Raw genomic sequence first — 23441 nt, 5'->3', positions numbered from 1 at the left:
GTCACTTGACATTTGGGCATCTGCCTTAACTTGACACCAATGGCAAGATGCCCACTCCACAAGATGGATAATTTATTTCTTAGAAGTCCCTTATGGATATTCAATAAATGTTGGATAGGTCTGAAGCGGGAGACTAATTCAGTTGTCTTAAAACCTCGAACTTCCCCTACCTCTAACTAAACTGTTGGGCATAAAACCGCGCATAGCGACGCTCTAGAGCTAATAATTCTTCATGGGTTCCCGATTCGACAATTTGTCCCTGTTCGAGAACTAAAATACGATCGCACCTTCTAACTGTCGATAAACGGTGAGCAATAATAAACACTGTCCGTTTTTCCATCAATCTTTCCAGCGCTTCCTGTACCAGTGCTTCTGACTCGGAATCTAAAGCTGATGTCGCTTCATCAAGAATCAAGATTTGGGGATTGAGCAAAACAGCACGAGCGATCGCAATTCTTTGTCTTTGTCCACCTGATAAGTTTACCCCACGTTCGCCTACCCAAGTCTTATAACCTTCTGGTAGTTGGCTAATAAATTGATGGGCATTAGCAATTTTCGCCGCCTCCTTAACTGCTTTTATGTCAAAAATATATTGTCCAAAGGCGATATTTTGAGCAATCGTCCCCGAAAAGATGATGGTTTCTTGAGGAACAATCCCAATTTGTCGCCGCAGACTATGCAACTTCACATCTCGAATATCAACATCGTCAATGAAGATTTGCCCAACTTCGGGGTCGTAAAAACGGGGTAAGAGATTCACAAATGTAGTTTTACCAGCACCAGAAGCACCCACAAGAGCGATCGCTTCACCTGGCGATACCAATAAACTAATATCTTTTAATACGGGTTCACCTGGTTTATAAGCAAAGGAAATATGACGATATTCTACCTTGCCTTGAACTGGGGGGAGAGCGATCGCATTTATCTTTTCGATTACCGTCGGCTGAATTGCCATCAATTCAAAAACGCGGTCAACAGATGCTTCACCTTGCTTAAATTCGTTGTAGTTGTTAGTAGTATGACCAATGGGATCGATTAACAGCGCTGCCGCCGCCAGATAACTGAAAAAATTCGCCACAGTCAAGTTACCTTGGGAAATTTGCCAAGCTCCCACAATCAGTAACGATAAGGCACTTAAGGCTTCCAAAAATCCAATGATGGGAATCTGAATCGCTTTCAGGCGTTCGGCTGAGTATTTTGCTTTCAGGCTGCGTTCTGCTTCATGGCCAAAGCGGGCAATTTCGTAATTTTCGGCAGCAAAAGCCTGTACCAAACGAATACCGTTGAAAACTTCCGCGAGGATGGCTGATAAACCCGACACGCGATTTTGACTTTTTAAGGAATATTTGCGTAAACGTTCGCCAAACCAGCCAACTAAAATACCCATGAGTGGCGCAACTATCACTGTTGCTAATGTCAGTTGCCAATTCAGATAAATCATGTAAATCGGAATTGCTAGCAGCTGCAAAATACAGGGGATAAAGTCGTGAAATACTTTATTTACCACTTCGCCAACGCGGTCAACATCTTCCGTGAGGCGGTAAGATAAATCACCAGCTTTTGCCGTTTCAAAATAGCTGAGATTTAGCTTTTGAAGATGCGCGTAGACTTGCTGGCGGAGATGAAAAGCAACTCGCAAAGCAGCTTTTGCCATGTACATATCTTGTATAGACTGAAACAAGCCTCGAACAAGAAATACTAAAGCACAGCTGCCAGTTATTTGAGCGATCGCGACTACATTACCTTGAGCAAAGGGAATTGCCAATTTACCAGCGAGATTAATTAATACTAAAGTCGCCAGCACGTATCCCAAGATACCAATAATTCCCTTGGTAATGGTTTGCCACTGGAGTCGGATATAAGGTAGCAATTGCCAGTAATTAGAACGGGTTTTCAAGCTTGAAGATCCACAACGCTATTTTACTTTGTTTGACGCTAGCAGTTTTTAGGGAGTTTCTGAATAGTTTACTAATTAGTTACAAACTGTTTTAGCGTTCAGGTCAAAATAATCTACATACATAGAATTGGTATAAATATTAAAAGTATACCCTGCTATAGATGACAGGTTTTTAGTATTAATAAATACTGATATTTAGATTTGACCATTACTTCCACCTACGCTTCATAGTTTTGCAGCTCGAGCAATATGGATGTAGATAACTTTGGCCAAGAGATAGAAGAATTGCGATCGCGGGTACGGAAAATATGGCAGCGTACAGCAACTCAACCGAACTCACAACAAGAGCTAATAATAGAGGCTTTCGATGAACTCCAAATGTCAGTGGAAGAACTATTGGCTGCCTCCGAGGAGTTAGAGCTAACAAGAGCCGGAGCAGAGAGAGAACGCCAGCGTTACCAAGAATTATTCAATTTTGCGCCGGATGGCTACTTAGTAACTGATACCGTCGGGAAGATCCTAGAGGCTAACTATGCAGCAGCAACTATGCTCTCCATACGCCAAAAATATCTGGTAGGTAAACCATTAATTGTGTTTATTGCTCAACAAGACCGTCAGATATTTCGCTCCCTGATCAATAATTCACAGCAGATACAGGACTACATAATGGATATAAAGCCACGCTTGGGTAAATCCTTTCCTGCTAGTATCAGCGTATCTCCAGTGTATGACTTACAAGAAAAGTTGGTAGGCTGGCGTTTGTTGCTGCGTAATCTCAGCGAAGCTAAACAAGCACAAGAACAAGTGGCAAAACGCACAGAGGAACTGGCAAAAGCAAATCAGCAATTGCTGAGTGAAATTACAGAGCATAAACGAGCCAAGTCACAACTGCTGCATCTTGCGTTTCACGATGTACTGACGGGACTCCCAAACCGCGCTTTATTTATGAACCGCTTAGAAGATGCGGTCAATTATTCCCAACGGCATTCAGATTATCTATTTGCTGTCTTGTTCCTAGACCTAGATCGTTTTAAGGTGATCAATGACAGCCTGGGGCACACATTTGGAGATCAATTACTGCTTACCGTTGCTCAAAGGCTTCAAGAATGCTTGCGCTCTACAGATATAGCTGCACGGCTCGGAGGAGACGAGTTTATCATTTTGCTAGTGGGAATTAGAGATGTATTAGAAGTGGTAGGGGTTGTTGAGCGAGTACAAAAGAATCTGTCACTTCCTCTGGTTCTGGACGGGCACGAAGTCTCTACTACAGCGAGTATTGGCATTGCTTTAAACATAACAGATTATAAACAACCAGAAGATTACTTGCGTGACGCTGATATAGCGATGTACCGAGCTAAAGCACAAGGCAGGGCCTGCTATGAGATTTTTAACCCTGATATGCATATTCAAGCAATGGCACACTTGGAGTTGGTTAACGAGCTACGCCGAGCCATTGAACTTCAAGAGTTTCGGATTTATTATCAACCGATAGTGTCACTCAGTCATGGCAAGATAACTGGTTTTGAAGCGCTTATACGTTGGTTACATCCAAAACACGGCATTGTTTTGCCAGAGTATTTCATGTCAGCTGCTCAAGAAACCGGGCTAATTATCCTTATTGAGCAGTGGGTCTTGTATGAGGCTTGTCATCAGATACATCAATGGCAAGAGCAATTCTCCTCTAGCTGTGGTGAACTGGCTGAATATCCCTTGACCATTAGTGTCAATCTTTGTACTACTAGGTTCAGTGAAGAAAACTTGCTGCCGCACATCAATAAAGTTCTCCAAGACACTGGACTCCCCGCACCGAATTTGACGCTGGAGATTACAGAAGGCGTAATTATGGAAAATCACGATCAAGCCATTATCAGGGTAAAGCAACTGAAAAATTTAGGAATTAAGTTGGCAATTGACGACTTCGGTACGGGCTATTCCTCATTAGGTCGTCTCCACCACTTTCCAATTAATCAGTTGAAGATAGACCGCTCTTTTGTTAGCGGAAGCATTTTTGATGATGGAAATTTAGATATTGTTCAGACAATTATTACATTGGCACACAAATTAGGTGTGGATGTAACCGCCGAAGGGGTAGAGACAGAAGAGCAACTAGCAATGTTGAGAAAGTTGAACTGTGAATATGGGCAGGGATATTTTTTCTCCCATCCATTAGATAGCTCTCAGGCGACGGCATTAATTATGGCAAATCCTCAGTGGTGATGGATCTTGTGCAAAGGGAATTGCCAATTTACTGGCGAGATCGATCGATAGACCTCTTGCATAAGTGGAATAGACCCCCCTTAATCCCCCCTTATAAAGGGGGGAAACTTGAAATCTTGCTCCCTCCCCTTCACAAGGGGAGGGTTGGGGAGGGGTAATTCAAGGATTTTTGCAAGAAGTCTAATACAAATAAACAGTGCCTTATGCTGTCGCTAACACACTCTCACTACGTTCTAAAAAATTAGCCCTCTCCTTGTAACTAAGGAAAGGGCTGAATTAATCTTAAAATACTTCGTAATTTTCCGGTTAAATTACGAATTACGAATTACGAATTACGAATTACTTAATATCCGCCTTCTTCTTCGTATTCTGGCTGTCTTTCCTTGACTTTCTTAGGAATATTCACAGGCTTTGGCGCATCTTCCCAAGCATCGCCGTCTACGTCGTCATAATCATCGTATTCGTCAACATAAGGCTTGTTATAGGGCTGGGCTTCATATTTTAGCGGCTGCGGTTGTTGATACCTGTCGTTGCCTGTTGCCTCGCTCCAGTTATCTTCTTCCTCATCTTCTTCGTATTGAATAGATTCATACTGCCGCGCCTTCATTACCTGACGCTGTGGCCTTTCCTCTTCCACATAGTCTTCATTCCATTCTTCTTCCCGCGCTACGGGTTCGGGGGCGCGAACTTTTTGCCTGGGTGGCTGCAATGGCACTCCGCTAGGCAGTTGATTGGGTGCTGCAATTGTACGCGGTGGAGTATAGCCGTATTCTTCTTCTATATCTCGCTCCCACGGTGCTTTGCCGATACCCAGACGTTCTAGTAAACCAACTGTCAACTGGTTTACTCGTTCTTCGGCTCCCTCAAACACAATTAATCGATTGGGGCCTGTGCTGACAATTTCATCGACTGAGAACTCGTAAGTACTCAGAAATTGATCGGGAATTTGGGGCAATCCTAAAGAAGCAATCACTATAGATTCAAGCTTCCCGCTTTCGCCGTTGAACTTGAAGCCCCGAACTTTGCCTAAGACTTCACCTGTTTCTGTAATTACTTCCCAGTTAATCAAATTACTGAGAGATTCAACTTCGATATCTTCAATGACATCTTCGTTATCAACCAGGATGACATCACCAATCTGGCTGATGTTGTTGAGGTACATATAGCGCGGTATGCCCGAAATGGAGATCAGGCTGTCTCGCAAACCAAGAGCCACAACCTCTCGTTGATCGATATCAACCCAGACTTGACTGATAATGCCTAGCCGCTTGCCGTTGTCGCGGGTAATCACCTGGGTATTTAATATGTCGGAACGCCTAATTATCTGTTCGGAGGTCATTCTATACCGAGTCCTGATCTCGAATCCGGTTTGGTTTATCTATACACTATTATTAACAAAAACTCAAGCAGATGTATTGGATGATTGTAATTTAATCCCCAAAACTTGAGTGTAAGCTCCTCGTGCTTGAGTAACGCCAATTGTGCGTTCGGCTGATTCTATCATCGGACGACGCAAACTCACAACTATAAATTGCGCTTGTTGTGACTGTTGTTTAATCATTCTAGCTAATCGCTCTACGTTTGCTCCATCTAGGAACATATCTACTTCGTCAAAGGCGTAAAATGGCGATGGGCGGTAGCGTTGCAGGGCAAAGATAAAGCTCAAGGCTGTGAGTGATTTTTCTCCCCCAGACATGGAAGCTAGGCGCTGTACGGGTTTACCTTTTGGATGTGCGACTAAATTTAGCCCACTACTAAAGGGATCTTCAGGATTTTCAAGTTGCAAGAAGCCGTCGCCGTCGGAAAGAATGGCAAAAATTGATTGAAAGTTTTCGTTGACAGCATCGAAAGCTTCTTTAAAGGCAAGTTGCCGCAATGTGGTAAAGTTTTCAATTCGTAAAAGTAGTTCGGTGCGTTCTCCTTCTAGTGTCTCTAATTTTTGCGTGAGTTCCTGGAGGCGGTTTTGCGTGCGTTCGTATTCTTCCAACGCCAGCATATTCACAGGTTCCATTGCCTGTAAGCGTTTGGTAAGCGATCGCAATTCTTTCTGCAATTCCTCCAAATCTACCTTATCTGGAACTTCTGGCAAGGGATTTGGTAATTCTGCTCCCACATCCCGCAACTGCGTTTGTAATGCAATTAGTTCTTCGCGGCGCTTCTCTTGGGTTTCCTGGAGTTTTTCGATTTCCCATTCCAATTGTTGTTGGCGCAAAAGATGCGATCGCACTTCTAGTTCTGTAGCATCGCGTTTTTGTTTCTCTTCGCCTAAATTTTGCTCCATTTGACTCAACGATAAACGGGTTTGGGTGATTTGCTCGTCTATCGTTGTGGTTTGTGTAAAGACGCGATGAATCGCGTCTCTACAAGAGGTTTGTTGGGTTTCGTATTCGGTAATTCGCGTTTCTGCTTCTTGGATTTTTTCTTGCGATCGTTGTTGCTGATTTTCTAAATTTTTTAATCTTTGTTCGGCTTCGCGTAATGTTGTCTCGCGTTGTTGCAATTGTTGCTCTTGAATTTTAATAGTCGCCTGAATTTGTTGCCATTCGCTGGGGGTTTGGGATGCTTCTAACTCTGCTAATGCGTGTCGCAATTGTTGCAACTCATTTTCTTGTCCAGGTAATTCCCGCTCTAAAATTTCTAATCGGGATTGAGCTGTGGCTAATTTTTCGCTGTTTTGGGCGAGTTGCGATCGCGTTCCCTCTAATTGCGCTGTCAAATTCTTAATATCTTTTTGCAACTGCTCCAATTGCAACTGCTGTTCGCGCCGCGCCTGACGCGCTTCTGTTAATTCTTGGGTGAGTTTTTTGGTTTTGGCTGACAAAGTAGCGATCGCTTCTGTACAACGCTCTAAAATTCGCTCAATGTCCACCAAGCGACTTTTTAAAGCGATCGCTTCATCAGATTCCGCCGCTTCACCCGTACCAAACCGTAACGCCGAACGCTGAGTGTTACTACCACCAGTCATTGCACCACTAGTTTCTAAGAGTTCCCCGTCTAAGGTGACGATGCGATAAAGTCCTAAATTTTTCCGCGCCGCCTCTAGGTTGGCAAATACTACCGTGTTGCCGAAAACATAGCTAAATACATCTTTGTAACGGCGATCGCAATCGACTAAGTTAACAGCATAGTTAACGAAACCGCTAGCGAAACGCAGCGTTGCATCTTGGGTAAATTTGGGAGTGTGAATTTTATTCAGTGGTAAAAAAGTTGCCCTCCCTGCACGTTTTTGTTTGAGCAATTCAATACCTGCTGCGGCGATGCTATCATCTTCCACCACAATATGTCCCAAGCGTCCCCCAGCAGCCATTTCCAAGGCTAGCTGATGGCGGGGTTCCACTAGTCCCAACTGCACCACTAAACCGCAAACACCAGGCATTCCTGATTGTAAGATAACTTTACTAGCTTGAGTTCCTTGGACTTCTTGCTGTGCTTGCGCTTGCGCCTCGATTTTATCCAACTGGCGTTGTTTTTCTCGTTGTTCGGAAAGTAACCGTTTTTGGGTTTCCTGTTGGATTTGCAGTTCTTGTTCTGTGGCTGAGAGATTTTGGGCTAAATTTTGGATGGGTTCGCTAGAGGTGTTAAATTCTGTTTCAATTTGACTACATTCAGTTTGTTTTTGGGCTAATAGCGGTTCGTCGCGTTCAATTAACTGGGTTTGCTCTTGGATTAACTGCTGTAACTGATTATTGCGTTCTCTGAGTTGTGCTTGTTCGGTGCGTTGCGGTTCTAGAGTGTGCAGCAAAGCTTCTATTTGACGGTTGAATGCTGTTTGTTGCTGCACCCAGGCTTCTGAAGCCGAGGCGATTTCTGCGGCGGCTTCGCGGGAGGTTTCTAGAGATTGTTGTGCTTCATTTCTTTGTTGCTGGGAAGACGCGATGAATCGCGTCTCTACAAGTTGGGTTTCGGAAATTTCTTGTAGGGAATGGCGGTGTTTTTCAATCTCTTGCTGAGTTTGAGCTAAACGTTTGGCGGTTTCTTGGGAAGTTGTTTGTAATTCCGTTAGCTGGCGCTGGAGTTGTTTACGTTCTGCTTCTTGGGTGGCGAGGGTAGATTGTACCGCCAAAAGTTCCTCTTCTCCCAATGCTTTGACGTGGGCATTGAGTTGTTCGAGTTCAGCAGTTTTTTGGACGATTTCGGAATTTAGGTTGGTGAGTTGGGTAGTGAGTTCAGTAGAATTGCGATCGCCTGTTTGAATTTCGTGAACTAATTTTTCTTGTTGTGCTTGTAGCGATCGCCATGATAATACAGCTTCCCAGGATTGTTTTGCTAGAAATTCTGTGCGGAGTTTTTGATATTTCTCAGCTTTCGCCCGATCTTGGGAAAGGCGATCGCGCTGTGCAGTTAATTCCGTTTCAATAATCCGACAGCTATCTTCCTTTTCCTTCACCTCATCTAAAGTTGATTTGGCTTGGACAATTTTGCGATCGAACGCTGCCACCCCAGCTAATTCATCAATAATTTCCCGTCGTTCCCGCCCATTCATCGAGATAATGCTGGTGACATCCCCTTGCAGTACTACATTGTAGCCTTCAGGATAAACCCGTAGATTACTTAGTTCCCCATGCAACTCTGTTAACGTGCAAGGTACACCATTGATATAGTAATTCGATGTGTAAGTCCCTTGGTGAGTGACTCGTAGCCTTCTAGTAACACTCCACTCGTCCAATTTTGGATTTTGGACTTCGGCTTCGCTCAGTCGAGCGATTTTGGATTTTAGATTTTCTTCCCCTGCTTCCTCTACTTCCCCTACTTCCTCTACTTCCTCCCTTTGTGCCTTTGCGTCTTTGTGTGATATCTCATCTGACAAATCAAACGTTACCGTGACGCTAGCCTCAATCGAAGCACGTCCTTTAGCCGTTTGAGTGTTATTTACCAAATCCGGTAAGCGTTCGGCTCGCATTCCCTTAGAACTGGAGAGTCCCAGGCAAAAGAGCAATGCATCTAAGATATTAGACTTACCCGAACCATTTGGCCCAGATATGACAGTACACCCCGGTAGCAAAGGGACAGAAGTAGTGCCACCGAAGGATTTGAAGTTCGTAAGTTCCACGCGCTTGATGTGCACCATAGGCGCTGGTTCCCTGGGCTAATGAAGAACAAGTGTATCAACTAATTAAGAATTCGCAAGAGGGTAAGGCGGAGAATTGAAAATTATAGTAAACGCGTTGCGGTGAGCCTGCAAGCTTCAGCCAAAAGGCTTACCAGAGGCGATCGCTCAGTGTACGGCAAAAATTTTGATGTCGCAAACCGATCGTCAAAATTTTCCCAGAGCAGATAATATCATGTCTGACTAATTACTTATAATTCAAAAATCTCTGCGTTTGCGTGTCTTTGCATCAGTCCTAAATTACAACTATTCAACCAGAACGATCTTAGGAAAAGTTTAAGTGCGAAGGATAATTAGTTGGTATAGTTTCAATCATCTATTCTGTCTCTGTCGTCTTCGCTCGATCGTGACAACAAAGCGATCGCATTTTTATCTCAGGATATAACTAGTTTGAAATACGCTCAAGGCATTCTCACACAGTAATGTTACCTGCTAAGGAACTGAGGGGAACAAGAGAAAAAAGTAATTTAACCAAATGGTAGAGGATATTAAAAGCACCAAATGAATTTATAATAAAGTAATCTTTACAATTGAAAAAACGTAGAAAGAAAGTCATCTTTACTACCCCAATCCGTTGTCTGTGATATGGTTCTTAACCCCAAATATTTGTAGAACTTAGTAATGAAGAAATTAATTAAAGGTCTGCGCGAATTTAAATCTAGCTATTTTTCGACACATCAAAAATTATTTGAGCAACTTTCACACGGTCAAAAACCCAGAGTATTATTTATTACCTGTTCTGATTCGCGTCTCGATCCAAATCTAATTACACAAGCCCAAGTTGGTGAATTATTTGTCATTCGCAATGCAGGTAACATCATTCCACCCTATGGGGCAAGTAATGGCGGTGAAGGTGCGACAATTGAATATGCTGTTCAAGCTTTAGATGTTCGCCAAATTATTATTTGTGGTCATTCTCATTGCGGTGCAATGAAAGGATTAATGAAGTTACACAATCTCAGCGATGAAATGCCGCTTGTACATGATTGGCTTAAATATGCAGAAGCAACTCGAAGGCTAGTTATAGACCACTATAGCCACTATGACGAAGAAGAACTACTAGAGATTATGATAGCTGAAAATGTTCTGACTCAAATTGAGAATTTGCGGACATATCCAGTGATTCACTCTAAGCTTTATCAAGGAGAACTCAGCATTTATGCTTGGATTTATCACATTGAAACAGGAGAAGTTTTCGCATACGATCCCCAGAAGCACGCTTATGTTTTGCCTCAAACTCTGTTTGCAGAATCAGAAATAGATGAGTCATTCAGAGGTGAGGTTACAAATACCAATTTAGCTGTGCGTTCCCCCCAAAACCAGCAGGATGATGTTCAACCTTATGAGAAACAGTCTGTTTCTCCATTTGAGTGGTTTCCAATGAGACGACTTTCTCCAGAGCAGATGGAGCGAATTTATCGAGGTTCAAATAATGGAAGTTGAAAGATAAAAATATAGAATTTCAAACATTCTATTAGAGGGTTGAGGGTGAGGTTTTTCCACCCTGCCCTCCCCGAAACGGAAAGGGAGGAGCAATGAAAAATTCAGCTTTTCCTCCCCTCTCCGTGTCGGCTACGGTGTACAGTGACCTATCCCGCCTCGGAATAAATTCCGAGTCTCATAAGCAAAGTCCTCTAAAAGAGGACTAAACTAAATTTCTTGTTTAGTCCTCTTTTAGAGAACTTTAGCTATCAGCCCGGAACTTTAGTTCTGGGCGGGATATTTGCTCAGTGTAAGACTTTCACTTGAACAGAAATATTGGGTGGGTGGGTAGGATTTTTAGAGATGTGTGTACACCGTAGCTCCGTATCGGAGAGGGGTTGGGGGAGAGGTCAAATAATACTTGTCGAACTTACGTTTATTTAAGTAAGTCAAAAATAGAGACTTACGTCTGTATAAGTCTCTATTTGGCTTCCATGTTGATGCTAACTGAAAGCTTCAGTTATTCTTTTATGGCTTTTTTACAGCATCAATTTTTGCTTCTACCTTCACCGTCTTCACACCTTGGACTTCTTTAGCCAAGGTTTCAGCTTTCTTAAGTTCTTCAACAGAAGCAGCTGTACCTTTGAGGATAATTTCACTCTGTTTGTTTTCAACTTGTAACTTGTTACCTGGTAAGCCTTGATTCAACTTGGCGCTAACTTCAGTTTTTAAGTCGCTCTTAGCTTTTGTTGCTGCCATTTTTTCAGCATCGGTTTTAACTTTAGTACCTGTACTAGCTGCTAAAGGAGTAGTTTGTGTTTCTGGCACTTTGGCAGTTTGATTTGTGTCTGAAGCTGGTTTTGCTGGTGCTTGAGCGGCTTCATTAGTTGTGCTAGGAGTTTCGGAACCAGTTTTAGGAGCCTCTTGGCAGCCAAAAGTACCAACTACCAAAATGCTACTAACTACTAATAGAATTAGTTTTTTCATTATTTATCTCCGAATTGAGTAATTGAAGCGGTTAATTGAGATGTGTGTCATGGTGAGGAGCAAATTTAAAAAAACAATTAAAAGTGAAGTAGCAAAAGTACTTAAGCAATAGCTCAGGTTACTGAAAATTGAAATTTGGGCGATTTCTTGAAGCTAAGATTTTGCACCCGGTTTTGAGAAATCTCAATTCAATTTTTCTGACGGCTGCTAACCAGGATGGCTTTACACACAGTCTGTGGCTCTCGATGAATTTAATGTAGATGCACAGTAGCTCTTTTGATGGTAGACTATGCCACTCCACAGTAGTGACTCGATGTTATCAGATTTGAGTCAATTTGGCGATGTCTATGACGAATTTCAAACTTCAGCTTTTTTGCAATTCTGTATAAGCATTCTTGCCAGCAAAATGTTACTTTATAAAACTATGGCTTACTTACAATGCCTTAAATATCAGGAAATATTAGTCAATGCCCTACCTTACTTCGGCTAGCGAAATTCGTGCCATTGTTGCTGAATATACAAACGCTAAAACATTGTGGATAGATACAGAAGTCGCTGACTACAAAAGTCGTAATCCCCGATTATCGCTGATTCAGGTATTAGATGATCCTCAAGATATGAGTGGCGATCGCGTCTATCTTTTAGATGTATTAGACCAACCTAATATTATAGCTGAATTTATTGATAAAATTATGATAAATTCTGCCATTGAAAAAGTTTTTCACAACGCGAGTTACGATCTAAAATTTCTCGGTAGCAAGAAAGCCAAAAATATTACTTGCACTTTGGATATGGCCAAAAAAATTCCCTACTATCTTTTGCCATTACCCAACTACCAGCTCAAGACAATAGCTACAGCACTTTGTAGCTTTAACAATATCGATAAACAAGAACAAAAAAGTGATTGGGCAAAACGCCCTCTGACTGAAGAACAGATAGAGTATGCTTACCTAGACTGCATTTATCTTGCTCAAATTCACCTAAACTTGTTAGACTTACAAGCCCAAGCCAGCCCCGAACCTGCAACAGAAGACTTAAGTTCGCTAAGTGCTAGATACTCGCAAGTTGAGCAGCAGTGGAAGTTGTTGAATTCAGAATTTGAGCATTTGCAAGAACGTATAAAAAAAGCTATGCAGGCTCAGAATATATCAGAAACTTATGATTATAAACTGACTAGTTATGAACGAACTACAATCAAAGCTGCATTTACAGAATTGGCAAAGCTAGCCCAAACTCAAGGTATTAATTTAGATTTTCCAGTCACGCTAACTCAGAAACTCCAAAAAGATTTAGGGCAAAATCTAGAACAACTATCTGTAGATATTGATAAAAATACCTCTTGGCGGCTAATTCCCAAAACTCAAGAGAGTGAAGCTGAGGATGAGTAAATTGTTCATCAGGCTACAAATGTCTGAATTTATAGAGTGATTGTGAAGAAAAATATTGAAATTTAATAATTATTTCCTCCTACCTTCTCTGAGAAATCTATAAAATATTAGAGAAATTTGTCAATTAACTTGAAAGGACGATCAAAAGTTAGAATAGTTATTGAGTTAAAGAATTAAAATCTAGATTTTGGTACTAATTCCATTCAGGTATTATGGCAGTTTATATTAACTTATGAGACGGCGTTTATTTGGGCAAAAGCGAACAAGGGTAAATACTTTATTTACCATAGCTATTTTTACTACATTAACAGCAACTAGCAGTATTTCTTGTAGTAAGAATGACAATGTATTAGTAACAGAAATAGGAGTTAGTCAACCTAGCCGTGGTTCAGCTACAACTTCCATTGGTGGGGAATTTTATCTTCAGGGAAAGAATCAGCATTTAAACGGCGACTTGCAAGCTGCGATCGCTTCTTATAGTAAGGCAATTAGTCAAAATTCTCAGTATGGCGCTGCCTACAACGCGCGGGGATTAGCCTACTTTGATTTGGGAGACAAGGAAAAAGCGATCGCAGATTACAATCAAGCACTCCGCATCAATCCTAACGACGCCGAAGCCCATAATAACTTGGGGAATGCCCGCGCCTCACTGGGAAATAACAGAGAAGCAGTTAAAGATTACAGTGAAGCAATTCGCCTGAATCCCAACTATGCCGAAGCTTACAATAACCGAGGAAATGCCCACGCCACCAATGGAGACAAAAAAGGGGCACTAGATGATTTTGACCAAGCAATTCTCCTCAACCCAAAATATGCGATCGCCTACAATAATCGAGGAAATGCTCGTGCTACCAATGGAGAACTAGAAGGGGCGATCGCAGATTACAATCAAGCCATTCGCCTCAATCGTAACTTTGCCCCTGCCTACAATAACCGAGGAAATGCCCGCGCCAGCAATGGAGACAAAGAGGGGGCGCTCAAGGACTTACAACAAGCAGCAAGTATTTTTCAAAGTCAAGGTAACAACGACTTATACCAACAAGTGATGAATAACATCAAAGAACTTGGACAGTAGCAGAGGGGCAGGGGAGACAAGGAGGACAAGGAGGACAAGGAGGACAAGGGGGACAATGGGGAATTATAGAACAAGTCTCTCCCAAGTCTCCCCCCTCTTCTCGATCTACCTTGTCTCTTCTCCATGCCCAATGCCCAATGCCCAATGCCCAATGACAAATGACAAATGACAAATGACAAATGACAAAATCACATCCCAGAACCAATGTGAATGCGATCTTCAACTTCCGCAAATTTTTCCTGTGCCTGTTGTTCAGTACTCAATAGTGAAACGACGATCGCCACAATAAACGCCAGTGGGATACTGATTAATCCAGGATTTTTCAGGGGAAAGGGTGCAGAAGCGTGCTTGAGAATTGTAACTTGAATAGTAGGTGACAAATAAATCAGCACCAAAGATGAAACAGTACCTACTAACATACTTGCAACTGCACCATTGGTTGTGAAGCGTCGCCAAAGCATGGATAAGAGTAAGGCTGGGAAGTTTGCACTCGCAGCGATCGCAAATGCTAAACCTACCATATAAGCCACGTTTTGCCCTTTAAACAAGATGCCCAGGAATATTGCCACTAATCCCAAAAGCATTGTTGCACCGCGAGCCACCTTCAGTTGTTCTGACTCGTCAGCATGGCCCGATCGCACCACGTTCACCCACAAATCATGAGACAGTGCAGCCGCACCTGAAAGTGTCAATCCAGCAACAACCGCCAAAATCGTCGCAAAAGAAACAGCCGCAATAAAACCTAAGAAAGCATCACCACCGAGAAATTCTGCCAACATCGGCGCAGCCATATTACCACCAGTACCAATTTGCTTGATGGCATCTTGACCTACCAGTACCATTGCTCCAAAACCCAGAATGAAGGTAAGGAGATAAAAAACGCCAATAATAGCTGTGGCGTAAGTAACAGAGAGCCGCGCTGCTTTGGCGTCGGGTACTGTGTAGAAACGCATGAGAATGTGGGGTAATCCAGCAGTGCCGAACATCAATGACATCCCCAAGGAGATAGCATCAAAAGGATCGGAAACCAGTTTGCCTGGAGCTAATACACCTGTATACTTTTGGGATGCAGCAGCGAAAAGAGCGATCGGGTTAAAGCCAAATCGTGCCAGTACCAAGATAGCGAGTAAGATAGTTCCGCCAAGCAACAAAATTGCTTTGATAATTTGTACCCAGGTGGTGGCAATCATCCCGCCAAAAATCACATAAGCCATCATCACACAACCGACGATGACCACAGCTAATTCATAATCAAAGCCAAACAATAGTTTGATTAGCTCCCCAGCACCTACCATCTGGGCAATTAAGTAAAAGCTAATTACTACCAGCGTTCCAATTGCAGAGGCAATACGTACAGGTTTTTGCTGCAAGCGAAAAGCTACTACATCAGCAAAGGTGTATTTACCTAAGTTACGTAGTGGTTCGGCAATTAAGAACATGACAATCGGCCAGCCCACCAAGAAGCCGATAGAATAAATTAAGCCGTCAAAGCCGTTGAGTGCCACTAGCCCAGCGATACCTAAAAAGCTAGCTGCACTCATAAAGTCTCCAGCCAAGGCCAGCCCATTTTGGAAACCGCTAATTTTACCACCAGCTGTATAAAACTGTGCCGTATTTTTGGTGAGCTTTGCCGCCCAATAGGTAATGCCTAAAGAACTTACAACAAACAGAAAAAAGAAAGCGATCGCCAACGGGTTAAACTTACCAAGACTGGTAATATCCGCCGCTAGTGGCAGATCGAACCACACACTATTCATGCTTTTTTTGGTTTAGTATTTTAAATTTGGGAATTGGGAATTGGGAATTGGGCATTGGGCATTGGGCATTGGGCATTGGGCATTGGGCATTGGGCATTGGGCATGGGAAAGAGGCAGAGGGGCAGAGGGGAAAGATTTACTACAACTTCTCCTCTGCTCCCCTACTCCCCTGCTCCCCTGCTCCCCTGCTCCCCTGCCCCATGCCCCATGCCCCATACCCATTTTCACTTGCGTGTCAGCCTTGCGATTTGGTCGTCGTAACTACTATTTGCCCAACGCACGTAGATAAAAATTAACACCCATGCTGAGACAATTACTAGCGCCCCTAGTAAAATTCCCAAGCTGAGACCAGGAAATACTAATGACCCCAGCAGGGGTTTATTGAACGCGATTAATAGGATAAAGCCAAAGTAAATAAACATCATGGCTCCAGTCAGAATCAAGGATACCCGCCAACGTTCAGCCGCGAGAGCCTGTAGAGCCTTTGTGCGATCGTTCATGTCTTCCTTTAGGTTGAGAAGATTAGGTCAGATTGTCTCATCGAAGTTGATTTATGCGTAATTTTCTTAAAGATTATTAGTAAATCTATTGCTATATCAGGTAATAAAATTAACTTTGCAAAGTGATATACCCAAATAACAAGACAATAGCGACTCTGTTTTGAGTCAAGAAATATAAAACTATAGATGCAGTTAGACACAAATAAAGCTCATCGATTTGTGATTTTGCACATTTAAGTATTTTATTATACATTAAATTTGATTTATTAGCTAACAAATTAACTTTTTAGATACTAAAAAATAAAATAAATACGTAGTTATTCCCAGGTTTTAAAATCCTTCAAGTGTTATGAACTACTTTTTTTAAGCTATAAAATCAACTGAGATTAATAAAAGTAGTAAATTTTAATTTATAAAATATACCAAAAATTACAGTAGTGATTTAAGTAAGTGACTTGATAAAATTTATACTATTATTTTGTCTTTACACAGATAGGGCATTACCAAAATTTAGTACGTATGTTTATCGAAACATTAATCACAAACCCGATTCATTTTTTCAGAATCGTTGTAATTGTTATATTCTCCATCACTTTGCATGAACTTGCTCACGGCTGGGCTGCGATGAGTCAGGGAGATAATACTCCACAACAGACTGGTCATCTGACGCTGAATCCTGTAGTTCACATGGGTAAGGAATCAATCATCTTTCTCTGTCTCATGGGTATAGCTTGGGGACAAATGCCCGTCAACCCATCTAAGTTTCGCTCTGGGAAGCTAGGCAATATTTTGGTATCAGCAGCAGGCCCATTATCGAATCTAGCTTTAGGCATTCTATTTATTGTGATGCTTAAAATTCTTGCTAATTTGAGTCTTTCAGGACTATTCAGTGCTGAATTTCTTTACCTAGCAGCTCGGATAAATTTGACCTTATTTCTGTTTAATCTCTTGCCAATTCCACCACTTGACGGCTTTCATGTCTTCAGTGAGATTTTTCCTCAGCTAAAGCCACTGGAATATACCCAATTCGGACTTTTTGCCATGATGGTTCTATTTATAGTTCCGGGTTTTGGGATCGGACTTGGTAGGATTGCTGATTTATTTATCCGGTCAGGATTGGGGATGTAAACAGCAAATATTTAGACAAAGGCAAAGGAAAATTTAAATGAAAATCAAGCAAAAAGTTGTGGTTGCTGCTACTAGTATTGCCTTGAGTATTGCTGCTGTGCTTCTACCATCTGGAGAATCAATGGCGAGTACATTATCTGTAGGACAATATAGTAATCAATGGCATTCTGGAAATAATCATTTAGTCAAATATCCTCACGAAATAAGTCCACAATTAATGGTTGTGCAACCAGGGATATTTAACTCCGTGTTAGGAAATTTTGTAATTGAAAAAGGTAATTTTATGACCTGTTTGGATCGGGAGCGATCGCCATTTACCTCTTCCATTGAATTATTAATGAGATTATTAATTATTGGAAGTTTTGGCTCTGTGGGAATTGCAGGTTATTCTTCCTTCGTAGAGCGCTATTTTCAAATCATTAATAAAGATTTAAAAATTATTTACTACAGTATTATTTTGTTATTGTCTTTACAGATTATAGGTAGTGTTATTGTTTTGATGTCTTCACCCACAAGTTCAATTTCTTCTGTAATTAGTCCAAGCTCTACCTGTATTTTAGGGAATCCCTAATAAATGGTGCTTATATTTACAGTCTTTTAAAAGAATACTGAAAAATATTGGATAGTGATTACTTCAGTAATCCTAACATTGAAGTTAGTGGATATGCTTAGTTACCTTAAAGACACAACTTGAGTGGCAAGATTACTGTGTTTGATCTGGAAGACTTTTTTAACCTTTCATCTGACCTATTTTGTATCATCGGACAAGATGGTTTTTACCAACAAGTTAATCCAGCATGGGAACAAGTATTGGGATGGAAACCGGAAAACTTAATCGGGCATTTGTGGCTGGGATTAGTGCATCCAGATGATATCACAATCAGTCACTTGCCAACGGAACCACAGCAACAGTTGCAGTGGGACAGCCGTTATCTTCATAAAGATGGTAGTTATCGGTGGTTGTGTTGGAGTTTATCAACTTCTCAAAAGGGACTAATTTATGCAGTAGGTAAAGACATTAGTCAACAACTGCGGCGAATAGAAGCGCTGCAAACCGAACGGGAAAGCCTTTATAACCTACTCAATCAGTTACCAGCTTTTCTCTATCTGCAACCCAAGGATTATGGGGTGGGATTTTATAACCAACGCTTCCGTGAGGTATTTGGAGACCCTACAGGGAAACGTTGTTACGAAGCGATCGCCGGATTAAAACAACCTTGTCCTGAATGTCCTACCTTTCGCGTTTTTAACAGTAATGCTCCGCAACTTTGGGAATGGGTGGATAGTAAAACAGATCGGGTATATCAGATTTACGATTATCCATTCAAGGATATGAATGGTCAGCCGATGGTTGTGGAAATGGGTTTAGATATTACTGCTGTCAAAAAAGCTGAGTCTGCTTTGCGACAAAGGGAGCAGGAATTAACTCAAAAAAATCAACAACTTCAAGAAACCCTTGAACAATTACAAAAAACTCAAGCACAACTAATTCAAACAGAGAAAATGTCTTCTTTGGGACAATTGGTTGCAGGTATAGCTCACGAAATTAATAATCCGATTAGCTTTATCAATGGCAATATCACTCATGCTAAAGAATACATTCAACAAGTGTTAGAAATACTGCAACTTTACCAAAAAGAATATCCTCATCCAACACCAGTGATTCAGGAAGAAATAGAAGCGATCGAGTTAGATTTTCTGATTGAAGACCTACAAAAATTAATAAATTCTATGCAAATCGGCAGCGATCGCATTCGCAACATTGTACTGTCGTTACGGAATTTCTCACGACTGGATGAAGCAGAAATGAAAGCAGTGGATGTTCATAGCGGTATTGATAGTACGCTAATGATTCTACAAAACCGCCTCAAAGGCAAGCCTGACAGTTGCGAAATCAAAATTATTAAAAAGTATAGTCAACTCCCTCTAATAGAGTGTTACGTCGGTCAACTTAACCAGGTGTTTATGAATATTATTACTAACGCGATCGATGCTTTGGAAGAGTTATATGTCAATAACCAGGAGTCAAGTTGCAATCCACAAATCACTATTCGCACTGAGTTACTCAACTCAGATTGGGTTGCTATTGAGATTGCTGACAATGGAGTAGGAATGTCGCAAGAAATTCAACAACGTCTATTCGATCCCTTCTTTACAACTAAAGTAGTAGGTAAGGGAACTGGTTTAGGGATGTCAATTAGTTATCAAATTGTCACAAAAAAACATCAGGGTCAACTGCGATGTATTTCATCTCTAGGAGAAGGAGCAACATTTATAATTGAGATTCCTATTCGACAAAATAAATCCATGCAGGCAAATTTACTGCTTGACAATAAAGAAGTGCAAAAATGCTAAAAACCTTTAATCTTTTGGGATTTTCTATGAAGTTTTTCCAGCAGTTATCAATTAGATTCATAATACATATTTGTAGTGACACAACTATTTGTGCCACTACTGTGTAATCAGCAAAAATTATAATTGCTATATAATCTAATTATCTGTACTGGCAGAAAGAACTTTACTGTAATATTCTGTTTTAGTATAGATACTGATAATACTATCACCAACTGCAAAAAAACTGCCTTCTTGCTCATTTTTAGAAAATTGCAAATTTGGGTATTTCGCAGCAGCTTCATCATAAGTCATGGCTTTGGCTTGCATTTGTTCTGGCAATAGTCCAGTACAACCAATGTAAAATACTAAGGGAGATATTTTATCTTGGTAGATATTTTCTGCATATTGTTCTAACTTTTTATTTGCCACCGTTAAAGCTGCAACCATTTCTTCTTTGCCGATCTGCTTACCAGTTTGTTTATCCTCTAATAACTGCGCTAAACTATCAGCACCAACTTTCTTAAGAATACCTTCAACAATGCCATTTTGCTCAAGCCCAAGAAAATCATCAAAAATTGGTTTCATCAACTCATCAACTTTTGTAATCTTGGTACGTGATGATAATAACCTGTGCCTAACAGCGAGATTTTCATTAAATACCATCTCAAAACTCGGATTCATGATAATTTCTCCGGTTTCTTTGTCATAAAGGCGATACATTCTATTGAGAAACTTGTTAGCAGAAGGGAACTTACTCAGATTCAGAATATCTTGACTGCCAATATCGATTTTATAGCTCAATTTTGAGTCAATAGTACCATCGACTAAAGCTTGGTTGATATCAGTATATTCGTTGGTTGTAGGAAAATTGATGTAAGTATTCTTAGACAGATAGTGCTTTTTAAACTCATCTAACTGCGTCTCGATAAATACATCTGACTCATTTTTCAAGTGAGCGCACATAATACTATTCAGTACTTTAATTTCTGCGAGTTCATTGAATAGTCCATCAATACTGCTGTAACTACTATTAGCAGCTACAAGTGGCAAATTATCTAACTGAATCGTATATTCTGCCCGAAAGTCAAATTCTTCTGCGTCTAGTATGCCTTTTTGTTTGAGTAAATCAAAGACTTTTTTACTGCTAATTTTGACTTGTAATGACTTTACGTTTATTTTACCGTCACTTACAATCGTGTAATTATTAAAAGCGTTGAGGTCATTTACTAACAAGCCTGCTACTTCAATAGTAGGAGTTTGGTCTTCAAATTTTGCAAGTTTAACTCTACGCTTGATAAGCATATTGATAGTAGCAGCGTTGCGGCTCAACTGAAACTCGCCCATGTCAACGTACTCAGCATTATCTATATATTCTGTTGTTAACCAAGGTTGTAACAGTTCTCCATTTTCGTTTCTAATGCCTCTAATACGTTTAATACCTGTTCTTTGATAATCTTCTTGTAAGTGCTTGATATTGATGATAATGTTATTGCGGTATTGTGCAAAAATTTGGATTAATTCTACTAGAGAAATTTTATTGTCGCTCATATTGTCACCTTGCGAATAAGGTCAATAATCTTTTATAACAACGGTTATTGAAGTTTATTAATATTCCAAAATAAACTGTTCTTACCGTGTGAAATTTAATGGTAAGTTTGTGGATGATTGAGGGTTTAAGTTTAAACGCAGAGGGGAGGCAGCGCGTTGCGGGGGTTCCCACGGCAGTCGCTCATGGGGGAAACCCCCAAGACCTCGCTGCCTCCCCGTTGTAGCGACTGCCGTCGCGCAGAGTATAGCGCAGAGGAACGCAAAGTAAGTTTTGAGTCTATTCGCTAGGAATTTAGGCAACGCGAAGAACAGCCTTGCCTTTAATTATAGTACAATTGTATCATACAAAGGACAAGCTGTGTAGGCGTAGCCGCTGGTAGATATTGCTTTGTTTTGAGTCTAGATTTAGGCTCCGGGTTTGAAATAATCGAAGAGGCGATCGCCTGAATCTGCGCGAATCAATGCTACAACTACATCTGGTAAGGCAGCTAAACTGGGGTAAACCAAGTAACGTGGTTCCCAACGGGGACGGAACTTATCTTTGTAGGCGTGGAGTCCCTTGAAGTTGTAGAAACGATTCAAATGCTCGTAAAGATAGCGCAATACTTTCTCCAAGCGGCGCGATTCCGGGTTGTCTCCAACTCCAGCAAGTGCAGAAAGACCGAAATTAAAGCTGTCGTAGCCATTCTCTTTAAAATGCTGGAGCAGGGAAATAAATAGAAAGTCCATTGTGCCATTTTCAAGAGATGAGCGATGTCGCATCATGTCAATAGTCGCTTCGTTGAGTTGGTACTCGCGGATAATGTTGGCAAAGGCGCTGATGTTACCTTCAGGATTATGCACCACAGCAATCTCGCACTCTCGCAGGTAAGCTTCGTCAAACCAACCCAAAGAAAATTGTTTTTCTGAACCTTGTACCATTTTCAACCATTCATCACTCACAGATTTGAGCCGATGCAATAAATCATTGGCGATGGGTGGTTGGTAAAAGTCGATTTGGTATCCTAGCTTAGTTAAACGACTGATTGATGGTCTAAAGTTTTTACCGGCTTTACCTTGTAACGTAAAACTTTTTAAGTCAACGATCGCTTCCTCTCCAATCTTAAGTACTTTAAACCCCAATGACTTGTAAAGTTCAACATCATCGGGCATAGTTTGGTAAAAGCCAGGATACCAGTCATTACGCTGACAAAACTGTTGGAAAGCAATAATTGTCTCTTTGCGGTCTTCAATGGGGCCGATGGGATCTCCTAAGGCGATCGCGCCCCGTCCTTTGGGAACATAAGCAATTACACTATTACCCGAAGGACTGAAATAATAACTTTTATCATTTAAGAGTGTAAGCGCTGCTAAAGAAGAACATCCATATTGCTCGACAATTTCTTTAACTCTTCTTCGCTCATTTGTAGTTGTTAGATTTCGCCAAAACACAGGTTGCAACAGCATTACCATTGCATAAGTAATAGTACCTGCGGCAATAATATAGATAGAATTAGCAAAAAATTCTCCAAATCGACTCTTTGGTTGCAGTCCCCAATTATCCTCGGTGAAGAACATCGCCAAAGTCTGAACTATCGCTTCCCGCCAATTAAAATTCTCTGAAAATTTGCCGTCTAACAAGTAAAATCCAATAGTTCCGTATGCCAGAGTAAATAATAAAGCGCCTATCAGCACTCTGACTCCCCGTGCAATCGAAGGACGGTCTGATTGCGCCGTGAAATAATGGCGCATCAAGATTAATTGCACTAGCAAAACTCCAGAGAGTAGACTTTCTTCATAGTCCAGTCCCTTCAGCAAATGGCTGAAAATGGAAATTATTAGTAAACCAATGGTAAGTAACCAGGCTATTCTTTTACGGCGTAATAAATTAGTAGCAAGTGTTAATAAAATAAACCCAGTCAATGCTGCAAATATATGACCGCTGGCACGAATTTCAAATGGTAAAAATTCATTTAACCAGTGAGTCCGACCATATAGGTTAGGTGTCACTGCTGATAATAAATTTACTACTCCGACTAAACCTGTTAGGAAAGCTGCACTCCAAAGTCCAATCTGAGTTTTTAAATTATTTGTCATTTGTC

15 protein-coding genes are annotated in these 23441 nt (G+C 41.1%); 7 read left to right on the top strand and 8 right to left on the bottom strand.

Annotation, left to right across the window (positions count from 1 at the left end):
• Positions 1-172: 172 nt before the first annotated feature.
• The gene (locus RMZ42_RS22455) at positions 173-1897 is read right to left on the bottom strand and encodes an ABC transporter ATP-binding protein (protein WP_322673487.1); all 1725 of its coding nucleotides are present in this window, start codon (positions 1895-1897) and stop codon (positions 173-175) included.
• A 249-nt stretch (positions 1898-2146) separates the two neighbouring features.
• Here RMZ42_RS22455 and RMZ42_RS22450 point away from each other — a divergent pair, with 249 nt between their 5' ends.
• Positions 2147-4114: a putative bifunctional diguanylate cyclase/phosphodiesterase gene (locus tag RMZ42_RS22450; RefSeq protein ID WP_322673486.1), complete on the top strand. Its 1968-nt coding sequence runs from the start codon at positions 2147-2149 to the stop codon at positions 4112-4114.
• A gap of 343 nt (positions 4115-4457) precedes the next feature.
• Here RMZ42_RS22450 and RMZ42_RS22445 read toward each other — a convergent pair whose 3' ends face one another.
• Complete coding sequence (locus RMZ42_RS22445) at positions 4458-5453, bottom strand: PRC-barrel domain-containing protein (protein ID WP_322673485.1); 996 nt, start codon at positions 5451-5453, stop codon at positions 4458-4460.
• Positions 5454-5516: 63 nt separating this feature from the next.
• Entirely contained in the window at positions 5517-9182 is a 3666-nt protein-coding gene (smc, locus tag RMZ42_RS22440; RefSeq protein ID WP_322673484.1) for a chromosome segregation protein SMC, read from the bottom strand.
• Between the two features lie 660 nt (positions 9183-9842).
• Here smc and RMZ42_RS22435 point away from each other — a divergent pair.
• On the top strand, positions 9843-10664 hold the full coding sequence (locus tag RMZ42_RS22435; protein ID WP_322673483.1) for a carbonic anhydrase: 822 nt from the start codon (positions 9843-9845) through the stop codon (positions 10662-10664).
• 507 nt (positions 10665-11171) lie between these two features.
• Here RMZ42_RS22435 and RMZ42_RS22430 read toward each other — a convergent pair.
• Positions 11172-11630, bottom strand: a complete 459-nt coding sequence (locus RMZ42_RS22430) for a BON domain-containing protein (protein ID WP_322673482.1) — start codon at positions 11628-11630, stop codon at positions 11172-11174.
• 467 nt (positions 11631-12097) lie between these two features.
• Between RMZ42_RS22430 and RMZ42_RS22425 the strand changes: the two genes are divergently transcribed.
• A complete protein-coding gene (locus tag RMZ42_RS22425) occupies positions 12098-13018 on the top strand; it encodes a ribonuclease D (protein ID WP_322673481.1) in 921 nt (306 codons plus the stop codon).
• A 232-nt stretch (positions 13019-13250) separates the two neighbouring features.
• Positions 13251-14093, top strand: a complete 843-nt coding sequence (locus RMZ42_RS22420) for a tetratricopeptide repeat protein (RefSeq protein WP_322673480.1) — start codon at positions 13251-13253, stop codon at positions 14091-14093.
• Positions 14094-14281: 188 nt separating this feature from the next.
• Here the strand turns inward: RMZ42_RS22420 and RMZ42_RS22415 are convergent, their stop codons facing one another.
• Both RMZ42_RS22415 and RMZ42_RS22410 read right to left on the bottom strand, forming a co-directional pair.
• Positions 14282-15850, bottom strand: coding sequence for a sodium:solute symporter family transporter (locus RMZ42_RS22415; protein ID WP_322673479.1), 1569 nt, complete (start codon positions 15848-15850; stop codon positions 14282-14284).
• Positions 15851-16074: 224 nt separating this feature from the next.
• Entirely contained in the window at positions 16075-16350 is a 276-nt protein-coding gene (locus tag RMZ42_RS22410; protein WP_322673478.1) for a DUF485 domain-containing protein, read from the bottom strand.
• 519 nt (positions 16351-16869) lie between these two features.
• Here RMZ42_RS22410 and RMZ42_RS22405 point away from each other — a divergent pair.
• From RMZ42_RS22405 to RMZ42_RS22395, 3 genes are all read left to right on the top strand, one after another.
• Positions 16870-17478: a site-2 protease family protein gene (locus RMZ42_RS22405; RefSeq protein WP_322673477.1), complete on the top strand. Its 609-nt coding sequence runs from the start codon at positions 16870-16872 to the stop codon at positions 17476-17478.
• A gap of 37 nt (positions 17479-17515) precedes the next feature.
• Positions 17516-18049, top strand: coding sequence for a hypothetical protein (locus RMZ42_RS22400; RefSeq protein ID WP_322673476.1), 534 nt, complete (start codon positions 17516-17518; stop codon positions 18047-18049).
• 137 nt (positions 18050-18186) lie between these two features.
• Complete coding sequence (locus RMZ42_RS22395) at positions 18187-19833, top strand: PAS domain-containing sensor histidine kinase (protein ID WP_322673475.1); 1647 nt, start codon at positions 18187-18189, stop codon at positions 19831-19833.
• A 135-nt stretch (positions 19834-19968) separates the two neighbouring features.
• On the opposite strand, the gene RMZ42_RS22390 is transcribed toward RMZ42_RS22395, so the two are convergent.
• Complete coding sequence (locus RMZ42_RS22390) at positions 19969-21360, bottom strand: hypothetical protein (RefSeq protein ID WP_322673474.1); 1392 nt, start codon at positions 21358-21360, stop codon at positions 19969-19971.
• Positions 21361-21765: 405 nt separating this feature from the next.
• Positions 21766-23436: a phosphatidylglycerol lysyltransferase domain-containing protein gene (locus RMZ42_RS22385; RefSeq protein WP_322673473.1), complete on the bottom strand. Its 1671-nt coding sequence runs from the start codon at positions 23434-23436 to the stop codon at positions 21766-21768.
• Positions 23437-23441 lie beyond the last annotated feature (5 nt).

The organism is Nostoc sp. DedQUE05 (genome assembly GCF_034530955.1).
In the GTDB taxonomy this organism is placed as follows: Bacteria; Cyanobacteriota; Cyanobacteriia; order Cyanobacteriales; family Nostocaceae; genus Nostoc.
The sequence above is the reverse complement of the archived record's forward strand: the minus strand, read 5'-3'. Positions and strand labels throughout refer to the sequence as shown.

Bases quoted from the DNA above. Each gene is read 5' to 3' on its own strand.
- RMZ42_RS22450 (WP_322673486.1), top strand. From the start codon at position 2,147: ATGGATGTAGATAACTTTGGCCAAGAGATAGAAGAATTGCGATCGCGG.
- RMZ42_RS22445 (WP_322673485.1), bottom strand. From the start codon at position 5,453: ATGACCTCCGAACAGATAATTAGGCGTTCCGACATATTAAATACCCAG.
- smc (WP_322673484.1), bottom strand. From the start codon at position 9,182: ATGGTGCACATCAAGCGCGTGGAACTTACGAACTTCAAATCCTTCGGT.
- RMZ42_RS22435 (WP_322673483.1), top strand. From the start codon at position 9,843: ATGAAGAAATTAATTAAAGGTCTGCGCGAATTTAAATCTAGCTATTTT.
- RMZ42_RS22430 (WP_322673482.1), bottom strand. From the start codon at position 11,630: ATGAAAAAACTAATTCTATTAGTAGTTAGTAGCATTTTGGTAGTTGGT.
- RMZ42_RS22425 (WP_322673481.1), top strand. From the start codon at position 12,098: ATGCCCTACCTTACTTCGGCTAGCGAAATTCGTGCCATTGTTGCTGAA.
- RMZ42_RS22420 (WP_322673480.1), top strand. From the start codon at position 13,251: ATGAGACGGCGTTTATTTGGGCAAAAGCGAACAAGGGTAAATACTTTA.
- RMZ42_RS22415 (WP_322673479.1), bottom strand. From the start codon at position 15,850: ATGAATAGTGTGTGGTTCGATCTGCCACTAGCGGCGGATATTACCAGT.
- RMZ42_RS22410 (WP_322673478.1), bottom strand. From the start codon at position 16,350: ATGAACGATCGCACAAAGGCTCTACAGGCTCTCGCGGCTGAACGTTGG.
- RMZ42_RS22405 (WP_322673477.1), top strand. From the start codon at position 16,870: ATGTTTATCGAAACATTAATCACAAACCCGATTCATTTTTTCAGAATC.
- RMZ42_RS22400 (WP_322673476.1), top strand. From the start codon at position 17,516: ATGAAAATCAAGCAAAAAGTTGTGGTTGCTGCTACTAGTATTGCCTTG.
- RMZ42_RS22390 (WP_322673474.1), bottom strand. From the start codon at position 21,360: ATGAGCGACAATAAAATTTCTCTAGTAGAATTAATCCAAATTTTTGCA.
- RMZ42_RS22385 (WP_322673473.1), bottom strand. From the start codon at position 23,436: ATGACAAATAATTTAAAAACTCAGATTGGACTTTGGAGTGCAGCTTTC.